General features: G+C 50.1%; 14 protein-coding genes and 1 pseudogene. 10 read left to right on the top strand and 5 right to left on the bottom strand.

Annotation, left to right across the window (positions count from 1 at the left end; all coding sequences use genetic code 11):
• Window positions 1-5: 5 nt before the first annotated feature.
• The 7 genes and pseudogenes from ACGHZ6_RS09435 to lysS all read left to right on the top strand — a co-directional run bounded on the left by ACGHZ6_RS09435 (window position 6) and on the right by lysS (window position 7,304).
• Window positions 6-1,808, top strand: coding sequence for an acyl-CoA dehydrogenase C-terminal domain-containing protein (locus tag ACGHZ6_RS09435; protein ID WP_390618592.1), 1,803 nt, complete (start codon window positions 6-8; stop codon window positions 1,806-1,808).
• 132 nt (window positions 1,809-1,940) lie between these two features.
• Window positions 1,941-2,888: a winged helix-turn-helix transcriptional regulator gene (locus ACGHZ6_RS09440; RefSeq protein ID WP_390618593.1), complete on the top strand. Its 948-nt coding sequence runs from the start codon at window positions 1,941-1,943 to the stop codon at window positions 2,886-2,888.
• Window positions 2,889-3,115: 227 nt separating this feature from the next.
• Window positions 3,116-3,474, top strand: a pseudogene (locus ACGHZ6_RS09445) (T6SS effector amidase Tae4 family protein).
• Window positions 3,475-3,484: 10 nt separating this feature from the next.
• Entirely contained in the window at window positions 3,485-3,823 is a 339-nt protein-coding gene (locus tag ACGHZ6_RS09450; RefSeq protein WP_390618594.1) for a hypothetical protein, read from the top strand.
• The gene (locus ACGHZ6_RS09455; RefSeq protein WP_390618595.1) at window positions 3,816-4,523 is read left to right on the top strand and encodes a penicillin-insensitive murein endopeptidase; all 708 of its coding nucleotides are present in this window, start codon (window positions 3,816-3,818) and stop codon (window positions 4,521-4,523) included. Before ACGHZ6_RS09450 ends, ACGHZ6_RS09455 begins: the two co-directional genes overlap by 8 nt.
• Window positions 4,524-4,675: 152 nt before the next feature.
• Window positions 4,676-5,771 (top strand): peptide chain release factor 2 gene (gene prfB / locus ACGHZ6_RS09460; protein WP_390618596.1). Its coding sequence is split into 2 segments (ribosomal slippage): window positions 4,676-4,747 and window positions 4,749-5,771, totalling 1,095 coding nucleotides; the frame shifts between segments, so codons are not numbered across the junction.
• A gap of 27 nt (window positions 5,772-5,798) precedes the next feature.
• Window positions 5,799-7,304, top strand: a complete 1,506-nt coding sequence (gene lysS, locus ACGHZ6_RS09465; protein ID WP_390618597.1) for a lysine--tRNA ligase — start codon at window positions 5,799-5,801, stop codon at window positions 7,302-7,304.
• A 62-nt stretch (window positions 7,305-7,366) separates the two neighbouring features.
• Here the strand turns inward: lysS and ACGHZ6_RS09470 are convergent, their stop codons facing one another.
• On the bottom strand, window positions 7,367-7,810 hold the full coding sequence (locus tag ACGHZ6_RS09470) for a cupin domain-containing protein (RefSeq protein ID WP_390618598.1): 444 nt from the start codon (window positions 7,808-7,810) through the stop codon (window positions 7,367-7,369).
• 256 nt (window positions 7,811-8,066) lie between these two features.
• Here ACGHZ6_RS09470 and ACGHZ6_RS09475 point away from each other — a divergent pair, with 256 nt between their 5' ends.
• Window positions 8,067-9,392, top strand: a complete 1,326-nt coding sequence (locus ACGHZ6_RS09475; RefSeq protein WP_390618599.1) for an MATE family efflux transporter — start codon at window positions 8,067-8,069, stop codon at window positions 9,390-9,392.
• A 332-nt stretch (window positions 9,393-9,724) separates the two neighbouring features.
• Here ACGHZ6_RS09475 and ACGHZ6_RS09480 read toward each other — a convergent pair whose 3' ends face one another.
• Genes ACGHZ6_RS09480 through ACGHZ6_RS09495 form a run of 4 tightly spaced genes read right to left on the bottom strand, consistent with a single transcriptional unit; the run spans window position 9,725 to window position 16,593 of the window.
• A complete protein-coding gene (locus ACGHZ6_RS09480) occupies window positions 9,725-11,230 on the bottom strand; it encodes an FAD-dependent oxidoreductase (RefSeq protein ID WP_390618600.1) in 1,506 nt (501 codons plus the stop codon).
• Between the two features lie 35 nt (window positions 11,231-11,265).
• Window positions 11,266-13,614 (bottom strand): FAD binding domain-containing protein, encoded by a 2,349-nt coding sequence (locus ACGHZ6_RS09485; RefSeq protein ID WP_390618601.1) that lies wholly within the window; start codon window positions 13,612-13,614, stop codon window positions 11,266-11,268.
• On the bottom strand, window positions 13,611-16,061 hold the full coding sequence (locus tag ACGHZ6_RS09490; RefSeq protein ID WP_390618602.1) for a xanthine dehydrogenase family protein molybdopterin-binding subunit: 2,451 nt from the start codon (window positions 16,059-16,061) through the stop codon (window positions 13,611-13,613). Before ACGHZ6_RS09490 ends, ACGHZ6_RS09485 begins: the two co-directional genes overlap by 4 nt.
• Window positions 16,054-16,593 carry a (2Fe-2S)-binding protein gene (locus ACGHZ6_RS09495; RefSeq protein ID WP_390618603.1) on the bottom strand — a complete coding sequence of 180 codons (540 nt, stop codon included), beginning with the start codon at window positions 16,591-16,593 and terminating at the stop codon, window positions 16,054-16,056. The genes ACGHZ6_RS09490 and ACGHZ6_RS09495 overlap by 8 nt, the downstream gene beginning before the upstream one ends.
• 235 nt (window positions 16,594-16,828) lie before the next feature.
• Here ACGHZ6_RS09495 and ACGHZ6_RS09500 point away from each other — a divergent pair, with 235 nt between their 5' ends.
• Both ACGHZ6_RS09500 and ACGHZ6_RS09505 read left to right on the top strand, forming a co-directional pair.
• Entirely contained in the window at window positions 16,829-18,412 is a 1,584-nt protein-coding gene (locus ACGHZ6_RS09500) for an FAD-dependent monooxygenase (RefSeq protein ID WP_390618604.1), read from the top strand.
• A gap of 307 nt (window positions 18,413-18,719) precedes the next feature.
• Complete coding sequence (locus ACGHZ6_RS09505; RefSeq protein WP_390618605.1) at window positions 18,720-19,772, top strand: helix-turn-helix domain-containing protein; 1,053 nt, start codon at window positions 18,720-18,722, stop codon at window positions 19,770-19,772.
• Window positions 19,773-19,993: the final 221 nt, after the last annotated feature.

The following is a 19,993-nucleotide window of genomic DNA, read 5'->3' on the forward strand; positions in this document are numbered from 1 at the left end:
CGTCTATGCCTAGTTATAAAACCCCGCTTAAGGATATTCAGTTTGTGTTTAATGAGTTGCTGGATTACCCCTCACACTATGAGCGTTTAAAGGGATGTGCCGAGGCCAGCTCTGACTTGGTGGACGCGGTGTTGAATGAAGCGGCCAAGTTTTCTGAAGAGGTGCTGTCACCCTTAAATCGTGTGGGTGATCAGGAGGGATGTACCTGGACGCCGGAAGGCGTGATTGCGCCCACAGGTTTTAAAGAGGCTTATAAGCAATATGTCGACAATGGTTGGCCGTTGTTGTCTGTGCCTGAGGCATTAGGCGGCCAGGGGTTACCCAGCTCGCTGAGTATGGCGGTGACCGAAGCTGTGTCGACTGCCAATGTGTCTTGGTCCGGTTACCCCGGTTTGAGTCAGGGGGCCATTAAAACCTTGATTGAGCATGGCACCGATTGGCAGCGTGATGTTTTGTTACCAAAGCTGGTTAGCGGAGAATGGACGGGCACTATGTGTTTAACCGAATCCCATTGTGGCTCTGACCTTGGTCAGCTGCGCACGCGTGCGTTGCCGCAAGAGGATGGCAGCTACGCTATTACGGGTACCAAGATTTTTATCTCCAGTGGCGACCACGATATGGCCGACAATATTGTGCATATTGTGTTGGCGCGTTTGCCGGATGCTCCCGCTGGCACAGCGGGTATTTCTTTATTCGCGGTACCCAAATTTAATGTTTCCGATGCGGGCGGTATCGCCGATCGCAATGGGGTTAAGTGTGGTTCCATCGAGCATAAGATGGGTATCCACGGTTTTGCCACTTGTGTGATGAACTTCGAAGACGCCAAAGGTTATTTGATAGGTGAGCCGAATAAAGGTTTGGCTTGTATGTTTACCTTTATGAATCACGCACGTTTGGCCACAGGTATGCAGGGGTTAGTGCATTCCGAAATCGCTTACCAGGGCGCGATTCCCTATGCCCATGATCGCTTGGCAATGCGTTCGTTAAGTGGTCCCAAAAACCCTGATGGCCCTGCGGACCCTATTATTGTGCACCCAGATGTACGTCGTTTACTGTTAACCATTAAAGCGATCACCGAAGGTTGCCGAGCCTTAAGTTATTACACCGCGCAACAGTTGGATTTATCCGAATACGGAGAGAGTGAAGAAACCCGTAAACAAGCGGAATCTCTGCTGGCTTTGATTACCCCAATCTGTAAAGGATTTATGACGGAGTTGGGGCTGGAAGCTGCCAGCCATGGTGTTCAGGTATTCGGTGGCCATGGCTATATCAGTGAGTGGGGCATGGAGCAGAATATGCGCGATAGCCGTATCTCAACCTTGTATGAAGGCACCACCGGTATCCAGTCGCTGGATTTATTAGGTCGTAAAGTGTTGGGTAGTGGTGGCAAGCTGTTACAGCCGTTACTGGCTGAAATTTCTCATTACTGTGAAGGTCTGTCTACCAATGCAGATATGCAGGAGTTCGTTGCTCCCTTGCAGGATGCGGTACAAACCTGGCAGGAGGTTTCCATGCAAGCAGGCGCAGCGGCCATGGAGAATCCGGAAGAGGTGGGAGCGGCTTCGGTCGATTACCTGATGATTTCCGGTTATACCTTATTCGCTTACCTTTGGGCGCGTATGGCGCAAGTGGCTCAGCAGCAAATATCAGCGGGTGAGGGCGATGAGACCTTCTACCAGGGCAAAGTCCACACTGCGCGTTTCTACTTCCAGCGTTTATTGCCGCGCGTTGCTACGCATAAAGCGACGCTGGCATCGGGCGCTGATAATTTGATGGCAATGCCTGAAGCCTGTTTTGCGCTCAATTAACTTAACCCTTAATGGGTATTGGGCAGGTGATTCTAGCGGTATTAAAGGATTTTACTGCGTAAGCTAGTGCAAGTAAGTGGTGGCTGATTTATTATGCGGCCGTATTACCGTATTTGAGTATGCACACTGTTTATGCAATTTAGCCACCAGATCCTCACTAACCCGGTTGCCCGTGGACTCAATGTTCTGGGTGATCGCTGGACCATTCTGATCATGCGCGATGCCTTCCTTGGTCGGCATCGTTTTAGTGAGTTTCGTGAGCACACCGGTATAGCTCGCGGCACCTTAACCAGCCGTCTTGAGTCTCTGGTTGAGCAGGGTTTGATGTACAAGAAACCCTACTCAACAGCGCCTTTACGCCATGAGTACCGCTTAACCCAGGAGGGATTGGCGCTGTACCCATGGGCGCTATTGATCTGGCAGTGGGAAGCGGACTGGGCCGATCAGGCCGATGCCGGGGTTCCCCAGGTATTACTGCATAAAGTCGGTGAAAAGCACAATCTAGTACCTGCCTGTGTATGCCGTCATTGTGGTGAGGCCGTTCATTACGATGATGTGGAGCGTGTTGATGCTGAGATTGATGATCAGCTCAAGGTCAGCGAGGCGGCTCTACGTAAAGAAATGGGCAGCCAGCGTCGAACCCGCACCGCCAAGGTGTCCAAAGATGCTGACCAGAGCTTATCCCATGTTGTCGATATTATCGGCGATCGCTGGACCACCCTGATCCTGGCTGCGGCTTTCCTGGGCTTGCAGCGCTACGATGATTTCCAGCAGCAACTGGGCATTGCCACCAATATCCTGGCAGACCGCTTGAAGATGCTGGTGCAGATGGAGGTGCTGGAGCGTAAGGAATACCAGACCACACCACCTCGTTCACAGTATGAACTCACCGAAAAGGGCAAATCCCTCTACCCACAAACCCTGGCAATCCGCCAGTGGGCCCTGGACCATCTGCCCCCTGTGCCACACCCCTACAAGCTGGTTCACCGTTCCTGCGGCGCCGATCTGGCCATCGATGTAATCTGCAATACCTGTGGCGAAGTACCTGCCGTGGGTGAAGTGGAGTTCGAGGCTCCTTAGCCATTCTCGGGCTCGAAAATGTGAGCTATCGCAATTTCAGCTATTTCCCTGATTGCCGGTAAAATCTGAATCGACTAGTTTTAGCTGGTTCAACGGTTATCTATAGGGAAATAGCAATGAAATTTAATGACTTGTGGGAGAACCATCCAACAGTTGAATCACTTATTGATGACGCTCCTTGTAAGGTCAACGGGAAAAGGGCCTTTGAGAATCAATGTGCTATCAGAATGGGGCAAGCCCTAGTTAAATCTGGAGTAAATTTAACCTCTTTTAAAGGTGCGAGGTGTTGGCACAAGCACTCTCCTGCTCATATCCTAAGAGCGGAAGAATTGCAAAATGGCTCAAGACGGCTTTTTCCCCAGTTAAACAAGTAGTTGAATTTGAAGGTGTTAACGGTTTTGATCAGATCCGAGGCAAGAAAGGGATAATCTTTTTTAAGGATTATTATGGCCCTGGAAACCAGGGGGATCATATAGATCTATGGAATGGAAATCGCTTAACCAAATACAGTTCGTGGTTTGAGTTTGCTTTCCGCAATGGTAGGCACTATTCAGATGCTACGGTCTGGTTTTGGGCGATGCACTAGGGATTTTTCTATGACGCGTACAGTTCTGTTTCTATTTGCATTCAGCATAGTTCTGGGATGTTCTCTTGAAGAGCGCCCCCCTTACGAAAGTATTGAAAATACCCTTCCTGCTGGCGGGGTAGCTATAGCTTATGATCCTGCTTCCAGTTTTACTAATATACCAGAGGTTCAAGAAGCGCTAACGGAAGAGCAAAAGGCAGTATTTACATCTTCTTTGTCTTGGTACGGGACTGAGTCCAACCATGGCCTTGAAAAATTGAGTGGTAAAACTGCAAAGCAGTTAGTTGATATCGTCAATTGCTTGAAGACGTCTGACTCTCAGCAGCAGGAACGATGCTTTAATGGTTAGAGCATTTTTGAGGGAAAAAACGAATCATATTCTTGTTATATTTCTAGCTCATACGCTCCTTCTCCCCTCCGCTTCAGCGGCTGACAGCGTGTGTTTTGGCACAACTTCAAATGGCCGTTTGGAGCAGGGCGTAAAACTTCCTGCTGAGGGTAAGAATTATGTGGGCTATAGTGCGGTTGCCCGTATCGCTGGACGCACTTATGTTCATTCGACGGTAAAGGACATTGTTGTTGCCGCCTACCAGAATCTGGAATCCTCCCAGCCCGGCAAGGTATACAAATACGCTGAAACCGGTTTTAAGCAAGGGGGAGAATTCAAGCCCCATAAGACCCACCGAAATGGCTTATCTGTAGATTTTATGACCCCTATGAAGAACCAGAAGGGGGAATCTGTTCATTTGCCGACCCATCCACTAAACAAGTTTGGCTACGACATTGAGCTGGACTCACAAGGCCATTACGACGGGCTGTCGGTCGATTATGAGGCCTTGGCTGCCCATATCGTCAGCCTGCATAAGGAGGCCAAAAGCAGGGGGTATGAGCTGTGGAGGGTCATCTTCGACCCTCAATTGCAGCCTGGCCTTCTCGAAACTCAGTATGGAGAGTATCTGCAAAAGCATATCCAACTCTCCAAGAAACGCTCCTGGGTAAGGCATGATGAGCACTACCACGTCGATTTTAGCGTGCCGTGCCGCCAGTAGTTGATTGAAAATTAGCCTGTTTGGGGCCTTCTGATTTCCCTATCTTCATCCTCTCGGAAGCACCTGTGTGGCCTAGCGCCAGCAGGGCGCCTGAGGTACAATCGCCGCCTTTCAAATTCGCGATATGGATCGTTTTGTAACTAAGAGATCTTATGGAAATCCAACCGCTGTTAAACCACCTCAAAGACCTGCAAGAGCGTACTGACGTTCTTAGGGGGTATCTTTGACTATGAACACAAGAAAGAACGCCTAACCGAAGTTGAGCTGGAGCTGGGTGAGCCCTCTGTATGGGACAACCCGGAGCGTGCCCAGGAGCTGGGCCGCGAGCGTTCCAACCTCGAAGCCATTGTAAAAACCATCGATGACCTGGACCAGGGCGTGGTTGATTGCCGCGATCTGCTGGAAATGGCCGTTGAAGAGGATGACGAAGACTCCGTCGCCGATGTCGAGACCGAAATTGCCGGTTTGGATGAGCATCTGGCCAAGTTGGAGTTCCGTCGTATGTTCTCCGGTGAGATGGACCCTAATAACGCCTTCCTTGAGATCCAGGCCGGCTCCGGTGGTACCGAAGCCCAGGACTGGGGCGAGATGCTGCTGCGTATGTACCTGCGCTGGGGTGAGGCCAAGGGCTTCAAAACCACCCTGGAAGAGTGCTCCGCTGGTGAAGTTGCAGGTATTAAATCCGCGACTATCCGCTTTGAGGGCGAGTATGCCTTTGGCTGGCTGCGTACCGAGACCGGTGTTCACCGCCTGGTGCGTAAATCACCGTTTGATTCCGGTGGCCGTCGTCACACCTCGTTTACCTCGGTGTTTGTATCCCCGGAGATTGATGACAATATCGAGATCGATATTAATCCGGCGGATGTTCGCACCGATACCTACCGCGCCTCCGGTGCCGGTGGTCAGCACGTGAACAAAACCGACTCTGCGGTACGTTTAACCCACGAACCTACCGGTATTGTGGCCGAGTGTCAGAGTCAGCGTTCACAGCACAAAAACCGTGATCAAGCCTGGAAGATGCTGCGTGCGAAGTTGTACGAGCAGGAAATGCTCAAGCGCAACGAAGAGAAGCAGGCGATGGAAGACACCAAGTCTGATATCGGCTGGGGCAGCCAGATTCGCTCCTACGTACTGGACGATCAGCGCATTAAAGATTTACGCACCAATGTTCAAACCAGTAACTGTCAGAATGTTTTGGACGGTGATCTGGACCAATTTATCGAGGCAAGCCTGAAGGCTGGCCTCTAAGTGACTAGCCACGGATTATAAATAATCATGAGCAACGACAACCAACAACCGCAAGATGAAAACAAGCTGATAGCGGTGCGCCGTGAAAAGCTGCAGGCACTGCGTGAGCAGGATGGCCCAACATTCCCCAATGCATTCCGCCCAGAGCACAAAAGCCAGGCGCTGAAAGATGCCTTCGGTGAGAAGAGCAAGGAAGAGCTGGAAGAAGCCAAGAACATTGTTAGCGTTGCCGGTCGTGTAGTGGCCAGCCGCGGTGCTTTTATGGCGATCCAGGATGTGGAAGGCCGCATCCAGTTGTACGTGACCAAAGCTGCGCGTCCTTTTGCCAAGAGCCTGGATCTGGGTGATATCGTTGGTATTAAAGGCGAGCTGCACAAGTCCGGTAAGGGCGACTTGTATGTGCAGATGGATGAGTACGAGCTGCTGACCAAATCCCTGCGTCCGCTGCCGGATAAATTCCACGGCCTGGCCGATCAGGAGATGCGCTACCGTCAGCGTTATGTTGATCTGATTGCCAACCCGGATGTGCGCGATACCTTTGTAACTCGCTCCAAGGTTGTTCAGTTTATTCGTACCTATTTAAACGGCAACGACTTTCTGGAAGTTGAAACCCCAATGCTGCAAGCCATCCCTGGGGGGGCTTCTGCCAAGCCGTTTATCACTCACCATAATGCCCTGGACATCGATATGTACCTGCGTATTGCACCAGAGCTGTACCTGAAGCGTCTGGTTGTTGGTGGTTTTGATCGTGTTTATGAAATTAACCGTAACTTCCGTAACGAAGGTTTGTCGACCCGTCACAACCCTGAGTTCACCATGCTGGAGTTCTACCAGGCGTATGCGGATTACAACGACCTGATGGATCTGACCGAAGACATGCTGCGTAAGTTGTGTGAAGAAGTGATCGGTACTACTCAGATCAAGAGCACCGTGAAAAACGGCGAAGGTGAAGTGGTTCAGGAAACCACTTATGATTTCACTAAACCTTTCCGTCGTATCTCTGTGTTCGATTCTATCCTGCACTTCAATCCGGACATTAAAGCTGAAGCCCTGGCCGACGAAGCTGGTGCTCGTCAGATCGCTGAGCACCTGGATATCCCACTGAAAGACAGCTGGGGCCTGGGTAAGGTTCAGATCGAGATCTTTGAGAAGACTGTTGAACACCGTCTGGACGATCCAACCTTCATTACTGAATACCCAACCGAAGTATCGCCGTTGGCCCGTCGTAGCGACACCAACCCGTTTGTTACCGATCGTTTTGAGTTCTTCGTCGGTGGCCGTGAAATCGCTAACGGTTTCTCAGAGCTTAACGATGCGGAAGATCAGGCAGAGCGCTTTATGGCTCAGGTGGCTGAGAAAGACGCCGGTGATGATGAAGCCATGCATTACGATGCCGACTACGTTCGCGCACTGGAGTACGGTCTGCCACCGACTGCAGGGCAGGGTATTGGTATCGACCGTCTGGTAATGCTGCTGACCGACTCGCCGTCTATTCGTGATGTACTGCTGTTCCCGGCGATGCGTCCAGAATAAGATTACTCTCAAGTAATCTGATCTGAAAAGGAGCTCATTGAGCTCCTTTTTTATTGCGTGTCTTACAAGTCCTTACCGCGTTGTTGTACACGATACATCTGTTCCCAGCTGCCATAGCCGGTAATTTTCTCATCATCAAAGAACAATATAGGACCGTCGGCAATATTTAGATGAATGGTGTCTTCCAGCGCTTCAGTTGACTCATGAATAATACCGTTAGGCTCATACATATAATCGCCAGTTTCAATAGTATGCTCTCTGAGTTGAAGTTTGCCGGATACTATAAATGCGTGAATCGCACCCAGATGTTTATGGGGCGGGGCGACATAACCTTTCTTCCATTTGTGCATAACGGCCCAGCCGCCGGATTCTGCACAGGTCCACAGAACTTTAATAAAAGCCTTACCGTTTGGATCGGTGGGGACCCAGTTACTTTCGCTGGCTTTTACGAGAATATCTTTCATTGCAGGGCCGGGGGCTTGCAGCATATTGAGAATATCGGTCATGGTATTCCTGTCAGGCTAATAACATCTTGTACAGAATACCCTGCAGATCGCTGCAAAAATTGGCATTTTCATCAAAGAAAACAGTCATATTCAAGGCTTGTCATTGGCTGAACTGCCTTATGTCATTAGCGCTACCGCTATTGTGTTAGCATAAGGCGTTTTGTATTCTGTCGGCTCGAAAATCGAAATCGATCGATTGTTGTAGGGGCTTTCAAGCGTTCCGCTCCGTCGCCCGTCTCTGAATGTTGTAGTGATCATGTCTTCATCTAACGACCGTGTAAGTGTTTGGTCAATTGCTGGCCCGTCTATTTTAGTGTTCTTGCTTAGCACTCTGGCCGGTGTTGCGATTATCAAAATTGTTGCTGGTTTAGGTACTTCTGCGGTTGTCGCAACCACGGCTGGTCAGCGTGTGCACTTTATTCAGCTGGCGTTATTGATGGGTATGGGGGCTGCCACTACAGCATTAATATCTCGTGCTTGGGGCGGTAATAATCTCTCCCTAGCCGTAGATACCATGAAGCTTTCCATCAAGTTTGGTTTGGGGATTTGTTTGCTGGTAACTGCACTGGCCATGATAGGCGCAGGGCCTATTGCCAGTTTTTTCCAGCTGACGGGCGAGAGTCGTGAGCTAGCTATTAGCTATATTCGTTGGATGTTTCTATTTGCGCCGTTTCAGGGACTGGTCATGATGATGAGTACAGCCTCCCGGGCCGCAGGTGATGCCAAGGCGCCGCTCTATATCGGTATTGTCTCCAATGTTATCAGTGTTATTGGTGCATACATGCTGGCCTACGGTGTTGCAGGATTACCCGCGATGGGGGTGCAGGGCGCAGCCATAGGTTGGGGCGTAGCCTATTTGATTTCGGCCATTGTGTATTTTTCGCGTTGGTATCTTGGCCATCTTAAATTACCTTTTAAAGTAGATGAGGGCGGCGAAAAGGCCAAAACCAAGCAGTTCATCAATATCAGCATGCCTGCTACGGTTGAGCAGTTAATTATGCAGGGCGCCATGTTGGTGTTTATAGGCTTTGTTGCCCAATACGGCGCTGAAGCCTTCGCAGCTTACGGTGTGGGTATTAACATTATGTCTGTAGCGGCTGTAATTGGCCTTGGATTCTCGATAGCTGCTTCTGCCAATGTAGGAATGTCATTAGGTGCCGGCAAACCGGAACAGGCTTTAGAAGCCAGTATGGAAGCCTTAAAGCTTGCTGTGACGATTATGGCGTTGGTAGGTTTAGGCTTTGGCGTTTTTGCGGAAGATATCAGCGAATTTATGGTTGATGACAGCCGAGTGGTTGAAATTAGTACGCTGTTTTTACGGATCCTGGCATTCTTATTACCCATCTTGGGAATAGATTTTGTATTAAGTGGTGCAATGCGTGGAGCGGGTGATACTCGTTATCCGTTAATCGCAGGCATAATGACGTCGCTTGGTGTGCGTCTACCTCTTGCCGCTTTATGCATTTGGTTGGATTTACCGGTGTGGTGTATTTTCTCGGTGTTCTTATTCGATCAGTTGATGAAATGTTTATTACTGACTAGACGCTACAGGCAAAAACGCTGGCTTACTGTCTTTTCGTAATCAATTTAGAAATCATTAGGTAAGCTTTAAGGTCGGAGTCCCCTAGTCCCTTTAGAGACCTTCGGAGGCAGGACGCCGACGCAGAGCGGCCATGGATGGCGCAAAGCGTGTCTCTAAAGGGACTAGGGGACTTCGGCCGCCACGATCTTCATTAAAATATTACGGCTTAGTTATTCTAAATGAGTGGGTGGCGCTTGCGATCCGTTGTTGCCTTCCTGGGCACGCTGTTCGGCATCCATGCCCGCTCTGCGTCGGCGTCCTGCCTCCGAAGGCCCAGGAAGGCAACAACGAATCACAAGCTTAAAGCTTACCTTTTGTTTTCTTTAGTTGGATTATTCTTTTTTGCTTGCGTGTTGTCCTGCAATTCTGCCGAAACACAATCCACGCAGTACTGATGTTCCTACCGTGTAGTTTCCGTAATGCATACCTACGGTTTCACCGGCTGCGTACAGCCCTGGTATCACTTCACCGCTGGCATTGACTACCTGAGCTTGGCCGTTGGTGCGTAAACCTCCATGGGTAAAGCAGATGGAGGAAATTGCCGGGTAGCAGTAGTAGGGTGGTGAATCGATAGGGGCGGCAAAGTTTTCTTTTGGTGGATTGATACCTTCGGTCGTCGCACCGTCCAAGTGGCCCTTCACCAGCAGTTCACCCAGAACACCACCGCGTTTTACCTTATCGGCATTTACGCAGGCTCTGTTGTACTCGTTGATGGTTTGTTTCAGCTTGGCTGGTGGAATCATCAGCTGTGCTGCAAGTTCCTCAATAGAGTCTGCCTTGATTGGTGGTTTATCGGTACGGATACCGTATTTCCAGTTGCAGTCTTTGTCGCTTGCCAGTTTTTCATCGTAGATGGTGTAGGCGATTCCGCCTGGTTGTTCCATGATGGCCTCAGGAGGCGCTTCTTGCCACTCGAAGATAGCGTTAGGGGCTTCGTTGATAAAGCGCTCTCCGCGCTGATTAACCATTACTCCATAGGGCCAGATATTTGCCATGGCTTCCTGTAGGCCAGTGCGAGGGTCGACAACCTGTTGGTGACAATCGGACCAGTCACCGGCAGCAGCAGCATTCAGCTCCAGTGCCATGCGCAGGCCTTCACCTTTGTTGTAGTGACCACCTTTGGCTACAGGGCGCAGGTAACGGTTGTTCTTGCCGCCGTATTGCACCAGCATTTGCGGGTTACCTTCGAAGCCGCCAGAGGCCAGAACCACTTTACCGTAGACTTGAATGGTTTCGTTGTCTTTGCCGCTACAGCGTACACCGACTACGGTACCGTTTTCTTCAATCAGTTTATTGGCAGTGGTTTCAAACAGGAACTGGCCGCCTTTTTCTTCAATACGTGGCGTCAGGCTTTCGACAATGGCGAGTCCGCCACCGTAAATCTGTACGTAAGGAATACTCTCGATACAAAACGGCAGTGGGGCGGCTTGTTTCGGGTCGATTTTAATGCCGCGTTCGGTTAGCCATTCCAGGGTCGGTGCTACGGCTTCGGCAAAGCTGCCGAGTAATTCTGGGTCAACAAATTGTGCGGTTTTAGCGAGTTGGGACCAGTTTTCGTAGTCGCTGACGGTTTCGGCTTCGATATCAGGATCAACGTGGAAGCCTTTGTTGATGCCGTAGGACATGTAGAACATATCGTTCAGCTCAAAGCCTTCCTGATCGGGGCCGCCTTTTAGCAGCATGTTGGCTTCGGTCCAGCGGGTGTTGCCGCCCATCATGTCGCGTGGTGCGCGTTCAATATTAATGACGGTTGAGCCGGCTTCCAGCGCGGACAGGGCGCAGCTTAAACCTGCAGCGCCTGCACCGACGATAACAATATCTGCGTGATGTTGTTTCATATGATTCTCCTACCTTTTAATCTTAAATATCTGGTTTAGTTATTCGCATCCAAAATGGCTTGTTTAACAAACGCTTTGGCAATTTGTACTTTGTGGGCGTTGTAACGTGAGGGACGTGCGCCGGCCATGGCCAGTTCTGCTGCCTCGAGAGCTACGGTTTCTGTGATTTCTTTGCCTAGCAGGAAGGCTTCGGCTTTTTCGGCACGCAGTGGCAGTGGGGCGACGGCGCCAAGTCCCAGTTGCGCGCTTTTCACAACGCCATTTTCCACGTCGATAGCCGATGCCAGAGATACCACGGGGAAGTCGATAGAACCGCGAGCGCGGAATTTCTGGTACTGCTGGCTGTTGGCTTCGGGTTTGGTGATGTGAATTTCTGTTATCAACTCACCATCGCGCAAGCTATTGTTTTTGCCTTTACCGGGCTGAGCGAACTCGGCTGCGGTTAAGGTACGTTCGGTGGTGATAATCGTGGCATTGAGCGTTAGCAGGGCTGGGGCTAAGTCAGAAGGTGACGCACTGATACAACCGCAGGACATACAGCGGCTGGCTTCTTCTTTGGCTTGAGTTTGATTGAGGCCTGCAAAATCTTCACCCATTGGTTCTGCGCGTTTTTGCTCCAGCGTCCGCTCGGCTTCCTTCAGCATAGGCTTGGTGCCTTCGAGAATGCTTGGCTCGAAGATCTTGATTGGCTCGGCGGGTGTCAGCTCGACAGTGCTGGACTTGCAGTGTTGTTTCACGATAAGTTCGGCACCACGGCGCCCGGCGCCCAACGCGGTAACCACGGTGGTAGGGCCAGAGATAAAATCACCACCGGCATATACATTGTTGTTCAGTGCCGCAGGTGCTTGTGTGCCTTGGTGATGGTTATAGGCCTGCGTCAGCTCGTCATTAAGCATAGCGATATCGGCTATTTCACCGATGGATTTCATCACGGCAGTGACTTCCATGGTAAATTCTGAACCTTCGATAGGGGTGACGTTTGGTCTTCCTGAAGAATCTGAATCGGCGCGCTGCATTTTGACAAAACGGACTTCCAGCTTGTCACCTTTGCGAGTGATACCTACAGGCATGGTCAGATAGTCGAACTCCACACCTTCATCAATTGCGGTATGCAGTTCGTGTTCGATCACAGCAATCTGATCACGGGCCAGGCGGTCGACAACCAGCGGCTCGGCGCCCATACGTTTTAAGGTTGTGGCAACATCAACACCGACATTACCGCCACCGATGACCAGCACGCGACCGGCAATGCGTTTTTGTTTGCCTTCGCTCAGTTCTTTCAAGAACTGAATACCGGAAACACATTCATCTTCACCTTCGATACGCATCATACGCTCCTTCCAGGCGCCGGTGCCCAGGAAGACGGCATCGTGATCGCGGGACAGATCTTCGACGCTAATATCGCTGCCCAGTGTCATATTGCATTTGAAGTTAATGCCCATTACTTCGTAAGCATGGATTTGTTTGTCGATTACATCTGCAGGGATACGGTAGTCGGGCAGGCCGTAGCGCAATAGGCCGCCAGGTTTTTCAAACTGCTCGTAGACAGTGACTTGGTTGCCCGCTTTACGCAGGTAATAGGCGGCAGCCAAGCCGGCAGGGCCGGAGCCTACAACGGCCATATGCTTACCAGTATCTGCCGCGGTAACGGTCATAAACTGTTGCGGGTTATCCAGCACACGATCACCCAGCATGCGCTCGACAGAACGAATACCAATTTCTTCATCGTGGGCTTTGCGGCTGCAGACATCCTGGCAGGTGTGGGGACAGGCACGGCCGGTAATGGCGGGCATGGCATTGGTTTGCAGCAGAATTTCCGCGGCTTCGTCGAAGTTATCTTCACGGATTTTTGCCATGTAATAAGCGACGTTAACGCCGGTAGGGCAGCCGCTGGAGCAGGCGCTGGGGTTTACATTTATGGACCCCATTACCGAGTGATTGCGGTTATCACCACGCAGGGCGTAGCAGGTATCACCGCCTTTCATAATGCAGTCGAAGTAATTGTCTTCGGCACGGAAATACCAGCAGCGTACATCCTGACAGATGTTGCCGGCGATGGTGCCGGAATAGCGTAGTAGGGGAGATGCGGTTTGTGCGGCGGCTTGAGCCAAGACATTGAAGCCGTCTTTCACGAGCGGGCTATTAGCAATCTCCTCAACAGTGGTGGTGGCACCAATCTTCAGAATGTCGCCATCCATGGTTATCGTGTTAAGGCCTTCAACGGTTTTAAGGTTGATAAGCGTTGCCGGTGAATCGCGGTAGATATTTTTCTTTAACCCACTGATCAGGTCGGTACCTCCGGCAACCACTTTGGTATTGCCTTGACTTAAGGCGGTTGCTGCCTCATCAATAGAGGTGACATTGTTTACGGTTAATGGCTTCATACTTCAGCCTCCTTGATTTTGCCGAGGGCTTTTAAAACTTTGTCGGGAGTTATGGGGACTTCACGTATGCGCACACCAATAGCGTTGTAGACGGCATTGGCGATTGCGGGTGCAATACCGCTCTGGTTGGCTTGGCCAACACCGGAAGCCCCATAGGGGTGTGTTACATCTCCAGGGGTTTCAACAATGACGGGTTCGACTTCGGAATCGAGAATGGTGGCTACCGGGTAGTCGACCCAGTTATTGTTAACCTGTTTTCCTGTCTGCGGGTCGCGGATCATTTCTGCGCCGTGCCCGGAGGCTTCTACACCGTGATGAATGGTGAGGAAACAACCTTCAACCGCTTTGGGGTAGAGTGCTTTACCGACATCCTGGGCGTGAACAATTTTGATATTACTGAGTTGGCCGGTTTCAGTATCGACATCGAGTGTGGCAAAGGTCGCCCCGGTTTCTGCCGCGTTAGGGCCACCGGTGGTGGTGTGCGCGTGGTAACCGATCATATCGTAGAGTGGCCCCATGGAACCCATGCTTAAAAATACGGCTACCCAAGGAAGGGCTTGCTCGGGCTTGCCTTTCACATAAACCAAGCCGCCTTTGGTTTCCAGGTCTTCTGGCTTGGCACTCAGCATAGGGGCGGCTTTTTCAAATAGCTGGTTACGCGCATCCAGTGCCGCATGATAGGTGGCATAACCCTGCTTGATGGTGCCGCTTGAACAGGCTTGATAGCTGGTATAAGGCGTTGAGTCCGTGTCGTGAGATACGTGGCTTACGCGACTGATATCCAGGCCTAACACTTCGGCAGCAATTTGGGTTTGAGCTGTAGAGCCACCTTGGCCTAAATCGGCATAGGCGCAGGAAACCAGTGCGGTACCCATCGCTTGGATTTTAATAATGGTTGAGCTTCTTAAACCTTCACCCCCCGTTTGCTGTGCAGACAGAGATACGCCAACACCGCTGCGAATGCGACCGCTTTTTTCTGTATGAGGTTTACGGTTTTGCCAATCGACTTTGGCGGCACCTTCGTCCAGGCATTTGGATATATCACCACCAGATAGGTAATGGCCTTCTTCGCAGAATTCGTAGGTTAAATCCAGCAGATTGTCGCCGGGGCGCATATGGTTTTTCTTACGCAGTTCTATAGGGTCGATACCGAGCTTTTCGGCAGCGATATCCATGGTGGATTCAACGGCAATAAATATTTCGGGGTTGCCCCAGCCCTGCCAGCCTTGGGTGCCGGGGCCGTTGGTATGCACGTATTTTTTTACGTGTTTGCTATGCTCACAGTTGCGTGAATAGAGCATGGTGCCGGTGGCAGTAGAGTCAAACAGTAGGGGACCGTGGGGGATTAACATGCCGCCGGTGGTAATGTCGCGCCAACTGTTTAATTCTACGGTGGTGAGGGTGCCGTCTTTTTTAAAGCCCAGTTTGACCTTGGTATCGAAACTGCCACGCCCCCAGTGGTAGAGAAAGTCTTCTTGCTTGGTGTGCTCAAGCCGAACGGGTTTACCTAATGTCATAGAGGCTGTGACGGCCAATACGGTATAGGTTGCAACACCACAGGCGGCTTTCTGTTCCATAAAGTTGGATTTGAAAGCTCCACTGCCCAGGCGGCCACCAAAACTGCCGGCGGTTACCGGGGAGACAACATTGATTTTACTTTCGGGAATACCGAAGTGCAGAGCCAGCTGCATCTTGGCGCCGTGTAGCCATTGGGCATCAATGTAGACTGTGAGTTTGTCTTCACTGTAGTCCGCTACTGCGCAGTCGTTGCCCATAAAGGGCGCGTGTACCAAGCCAAAACCAAAGTCGGATTCTTCGACAATAACATCGGCTTCAGCAAAACCTTTTTCTACATCACCAAAACCGTCGTATCCACCTTCTTCACGTTTTGTGAACAGGCCTTTTTCGTTTTTCTCGCTAAAGACCTTGTGCTCTTTCCAAGTGTTAACGTTAGGCAGGGACTCCGGGGTTTCTTCAAAAATAAAACCAGGTTTTAGTAGATTGCCTTTGGGAATTTTGGTGATGGCTTGCGGTGAGCCTTCTTTTTTCGCTTCACGGGGATCCATCACGAAGGGCAAGACTTCGTAGTCAACCTCAATAAGCTTAACCGCTTGTTGGGCGATCTCTTCCGTACGTGCTACAACCACAGCCACCTCTGCGCCTACATAGAAAAGCCGTTGCGGAAATATATGTGGGAAAGCCTGGTAGGTCATTACCAGCTCGACGCCGGGCAAAGCTTCAGCTGCACTGGCATCAATAGCAATAATTTCAGCGTTAGCATGTGGCGAGCGCAGTACCTTGGCATGCAACATACCTTTGAGTTGCACATCGTTGTTGTAGGTCGCTTTACCGGTCACCTTTTTAAAGATATTGACGTTGCGAACGTTGGTGCCAACGGTTTGTGTATCTTGAATGGTTTCTTTAAGCAGCGTGCTGGAATCAGTCATCTTGCGTTACCTCCTTGGCAAGGGTTGCTGCAGCGCTGTTAACCGCATTGACAATATGTTCGTAGGCGGCACAGCGACAAATATTGCCTGATAAGGCCTGCTTGATTTCGGTGTCGGTGGGATTAGGGTTATTTTCCAATAGATGCTTGGTGGTCATGATAAAACCGGGGCTGCAGTAACCACATTGGGAGCCGCGCTCATCGACAAAGGCCTGCTGGATAGGGTGCAGGTTGTTGCCGTTAGCCATGCCTTCGATGGTTTCAATGGTCTTACCATCCAGAGTGGCGACCATGGTGACGCATGCCAGAGTCGGGAGGCCGTCTACCAATACCGTACAGGAACCACAGGCCCCTTCGGCGCAGGTTTCTTTGGTGCCGGTCAGTGACAGTTCATTTCTTAAGAAGTGCGTTAGGGTCCACTGAGATGAAATATGGTGTGTTTGCTGCTGACCATTAATGGTTAGCTGAATCGATTCTTGTGTCGCGCTTGGTGTGCGCGTATTCACAACAGGTTGTTGGATGGCGACGGTCATAATCCCTCCGGTCACAGGCTTGTAGAGCATAACCCTTATGCTTATGTGGGTATGTTTGAACTATCGCACAGGGGCTGAAAACCCTTATTGCAAAAAGCGTTATTCAAATTTGTCATTTTCGTAGAATGGGGCTGTTGCGAGTAAAAAATTGATGTGCATCAAAAATTGCGAGATTTTTCACGGATAGTCTGAAAAGGAATTTTAAAAAAGTTAAACCCGAGGGAAGGTTTTCGTTATGAAAAAAACATCAGTTTTAATCGTTGGTGGTGGGCCATTAGGAATAACTGCATCTGCCTTACTGTCGCAATACGGTATAGATTCAATCACCGTAGATATGCGTGATGACTTGAGTAATCACCCCCGTGCTCGTTTGTACGATTCACCTTCTGCTGAACTGTTTCGCCAGTTGGGCGTAGCGGATGAAATCGATGAAACCGGTATTGGGGCCAAGTGGACGCAGTACAACCGTGCCTTTGTCGATATTAAATCTGGGCCAATTGCCAACTTGTATTCACCGGAGTTTCATTCTGTACCCCGTGATATTACGCCACAGAAGCCGGTGATGACTTGCCAGGATCTATTGGAACCGATTCTGTTAAAGGCTGCAGAAGAGCATAAATCGGCGGAGTTCCACTTCAGTTCTGAGGTTTACGATGTACAGCAGGGCGAGAGTGGCTGTACAGCCAGGGTTCGTCACTTAAAAACCGGCGAAGAGTTTGAGGTTGAGGCGGATTACATTATTGGTGCCGATGGTTCCCGTAGTGAGATGCGTAAACTTGTTGGAGGCGAGCTGGTAGGGGAGGTACGCCAACGCTGGTTCAGAGATATTCTCTTCCATGCGGATTTAACCCCATATGTACAAAGCAATATGGGCGGTTTACTGTATGTTTCTCATCCCGATGGCGTTGGTCTGTACCAGCCGCTGGATGGCAAGAACCGTTGGCGCTGTCAGGTACCCACTACCGATCCTAATGCTGATGACAGTGAGGAGTACTTTGTTAATTGGATTAAGCACACCTTAGGCGCAGGTGATGAATTTACCCTGGAGATTGAAAGTATTCTGCGCTGGCAGGTAACGGCTCGAGTATCGACCAAGTTCAGCAATAACCGTATCCATTTGATTGGTGATGCGGCCCAGGTATTTACCCCTACCGGTGGTATGGGTATGAATACGGCCTTTACAGGCTTGTATAACCTGGCTTGGAAGCTGGCTTATGTGATCAAAGGTGTGGCACCTGCCAGTATTCTGGAGACCTATCATGAGGAGTATCATCCTCAGGCGACTCTGCGCACCCAAACCTGTCTTGAAAATGCTGATTTTCTGGGAGGTATCTACCGGGCTTACCGTAGAGGTGAGGATCTGGAACAAGCAACTCGTGACTGTTACCAGTACGCGGCTTATACCGGAGTGACCTTCGGTTATGAGTATTCCTCAAGTTTGGTCCAGGAAGATCCTGACCTGGCCCCTGTAGTTAAACACGATAAGCTAAATTATGCCCCGATTGTTCGCAACGGCCGTCGTGCGCCACATATCTGGATCGATCAGGCGGCAAATAAGTCGCTGTACGACTGGTTCGGCTTGGATTACGTGGTTGCTTTGGGTGCTACGGCTGATAAGGCTGAGTGGTCAGATGCGGTAGATAGCCTGCAGGCCAAAGGCTTCCCCGTGCGGATTGAGGAACTGCCTGAGCAGCAGTACACCCCATATGATGGGGAGGAGGTTGTGATTATCCGTCCAGATCGCATTGTGGCGGCGCATTGGGCTGATGTGACAGAACCTGCGGTTGATTTGTTGGCGGGTTGTTTACCTCTGGTTTAAGCTAATAATCGCTGCGATCTGTGGGTTTGGAAAATGTTAGGAGTCCTTAACTAGATCGTGGCGATTGCGGTGCCTTATTGCCTGCCAGGACACGCTGTTCGCCATCCATGGCCGCTCTATCGTCGGCGTCCTGCCTCCGAAGGTCCTAGCAGGCAATAAGGCACCACAATCTTAATTTCATCACTTGTTTTCTTATCTGGTTTTGGTTGTTCGCACCCTTTTCTACTCTCTGTATCAAAAAGTGCAAAGCATGTTGACTTTAAAGGTGTATATGTAAAACTTTTACATTGAGCTGAGGGGGAAAATCGTGGATCTGCATTATATTATCTTACCTGAATTGAAATTGATTCTTGAGCACTATGGCCATTCGTCCGCCAAACTCAATTTAGATAAAAATACTGATCTTGATGAGGTTATTAAGGAAAACCTGGAGGATAGGGCGCTATTCTTCTGGGCTATGGAGCGTTTCGTTAAACAGATGAAACGTCCAGACTGGGGACTCATAGTCGCTGATAACGTCAGTATGGCGAAGCTGGGTGCTTTTGGTTATGCAGGCATATCAGCGCCCAGTTTGATGCATACGATGAAATTAATGTTGCAATTCCCACCTTTGTCAGCATGGTTTTATGACTTCAATTTTGTTGAAGGTGAAGAATTCGTCGAAGTGCACTTTACCCCCAACCGCCCATTAGGTGAGTTGGAAAAGGGGATAGCCGATATGACCATCGCTCAAATGTGCCGACATATATTTAATCTTTATCCTTTGCATAAAAGCCGAATTGAAGTGTCTTACTGCGGTGCAGAACGCGAGTATGTCAACGAGATTAAACGCCGTATTCCTGGTCCAATCACCTTTGAATCCAGTACCTATTCTTTAAAGATTCCTGCTGAACTCTATTATTCCGAATCACCTTTCTATGTGAAGGAAATTTGGGATGTCGCGCTTCAAAACTGTAAGAAGATGTTGTCGGTCATCAAATATATGTCGACGACCGACCCTGTTGATGCGGTGCGGGAGTATCTGGATGAAGCGATTGCCGATAACTACCGCAAGCGTCCATCTTGCGATCAATTACCTAATATTTCGGCGATTGCTGAAAAACTCAATCTTTCTGAGGCGTCTCTACGTCACTATCTGCGTTCCAAAAATCACCAGTTCCGACAGTTGAAAGAAGAAGCCAGACGCAAGTGGTTACTGAAGTTGTTGCGTGAAGAAGAGCTTACTATTCAGACTGTAGGTTATATTCTTGGCTATCACGATGCTGCAAACTTCACCCGCAGCTGCATGTCCTGGTTTGATATGACTCCAAAACAGCTGCGTAATCAGCTCCCCCCCGAAGAAGAAAGCACTGAAACTTAATATCCCTATATCCCGAAGTTGGTTTTTGCACGGAGTAAGGAGTTAGCCGATAGGGCTTCTCGTAGCAATCAGCCCATCGTTTAAGCGGCAGGAAAAAGTCAGGGTAGTCGCGAGGACTGTCTGAACGCTTTCCGTGAGTTCCGCAGCGCTGACTTTTTCCTGCCGCTTATGGGCGCGAAGAGAAGCCCTAGCGGCTGACTCCGAATTTAGAACCCCATACT

The sequence above is a fragment of the Maricurvus nonylphenolicus genome, assembly GCF_042854845.1.
Classification (GTDB): Bacteria; Pseudomonadota; Gammaproteobacteria; order Pseudomonadales; family Cellvibrionaceae; genus Maricurvus; species Maricurvus nonylphenolicus.

What these genes read in the sequence shown, in the direction of transcription:
- ACGHZ6_RS09435 (WP_390618592.1), top strand. Translation starts at nt 6, where the DNA reads ATGCCTAGTTATAAAACCCCGCTTAAGGATATTCAGTTTGTGTTTAAT.
- ACGHZ6_RS09440 (WP_390618593.1), top strand. Translation starts at nt 1,941, where the DNA reads ATGCAATTTAGCCACCAGATCCTCACTAACCCGGTTGCCCGTGGACTC.
- ACGHZ6_RS09450 (WP_390618594.1), top strand. Translation starts at nt 3,485, where the DNA reads ATGACGCGTACAGTTCTGTTTCTATTTGCATTCAGCATAGTTCTGGGA.
- ACGHZ6_RS09455 (WP_390618595.1), top strand. Translation starts at nt 3,816, where the DNA reads ATGGTTAGAGCATTTTTGAGGGAAAAAACGAATCATATTCTTGTTATA.
- lysS (WP_390618597.1), top strand. Translation starts at nt 5,799, where the DNA reads ATGAGCAACGACAACCAACAACCGCAAGATGAAAACAAGCTGATAGCG.
- ACGHZ6_RS09470 (WP_390618598.1), bottom strand. Translation starts at nt 7,810, where the DNA reads ATGACCGATATTCTCAATATGCTGCAAGCCCCCGGCCCTGCAATGAAA.
- ACGHZ6_RS09475 (WP_390618599.1), top strand. Translation starts at nt 8,067, where the DNA reads ATGTCTTCATCTAACGACCGTGTAAGTGTTTGGTCAATTGCTGGCCCG.
- ACGHZ6_RS09480 (WP_390618600.1), bottom strand. Translation starts at nt 11,230, where the DNA reads ATGAAACAACATCACGCAGATATTGTTATCGTCGGTGCAGGCGCTGCA.
- ACGHZ6_RS09485 (WP_390618601.1), bottom strand. Translation starts at nt 13,614, where the DNA reads ATGAAGCCATTAACCGTAAACAATGTCACCTCTATTGATGAGGCAGCA.
- ACGHZ6_RS09490 (WP_390618602.1), bottom strand. Translation starts at nt 16,061, where the DNA reads ATGACTGATTCCAGCACGCTGCTTAAAGAAACCATTCAAGATACACAA.
- ACGHZ6_RS09495 (WP_390618603.1), bottom strand. Translation starts at nt 16,593, where the DNA reads ATGACCGTCGCCATCCAACAACCTGTTGTGAATACGCGCACACCAAGC.
- ACGHZ6_RS09500 (WP_390618604.1), top strand. Translation starts at nt 16,829, where the DNA reads ATGAAAAAAACATCAGTTTTAATCGTTGGTGGTGGGCCATTAGGAATA.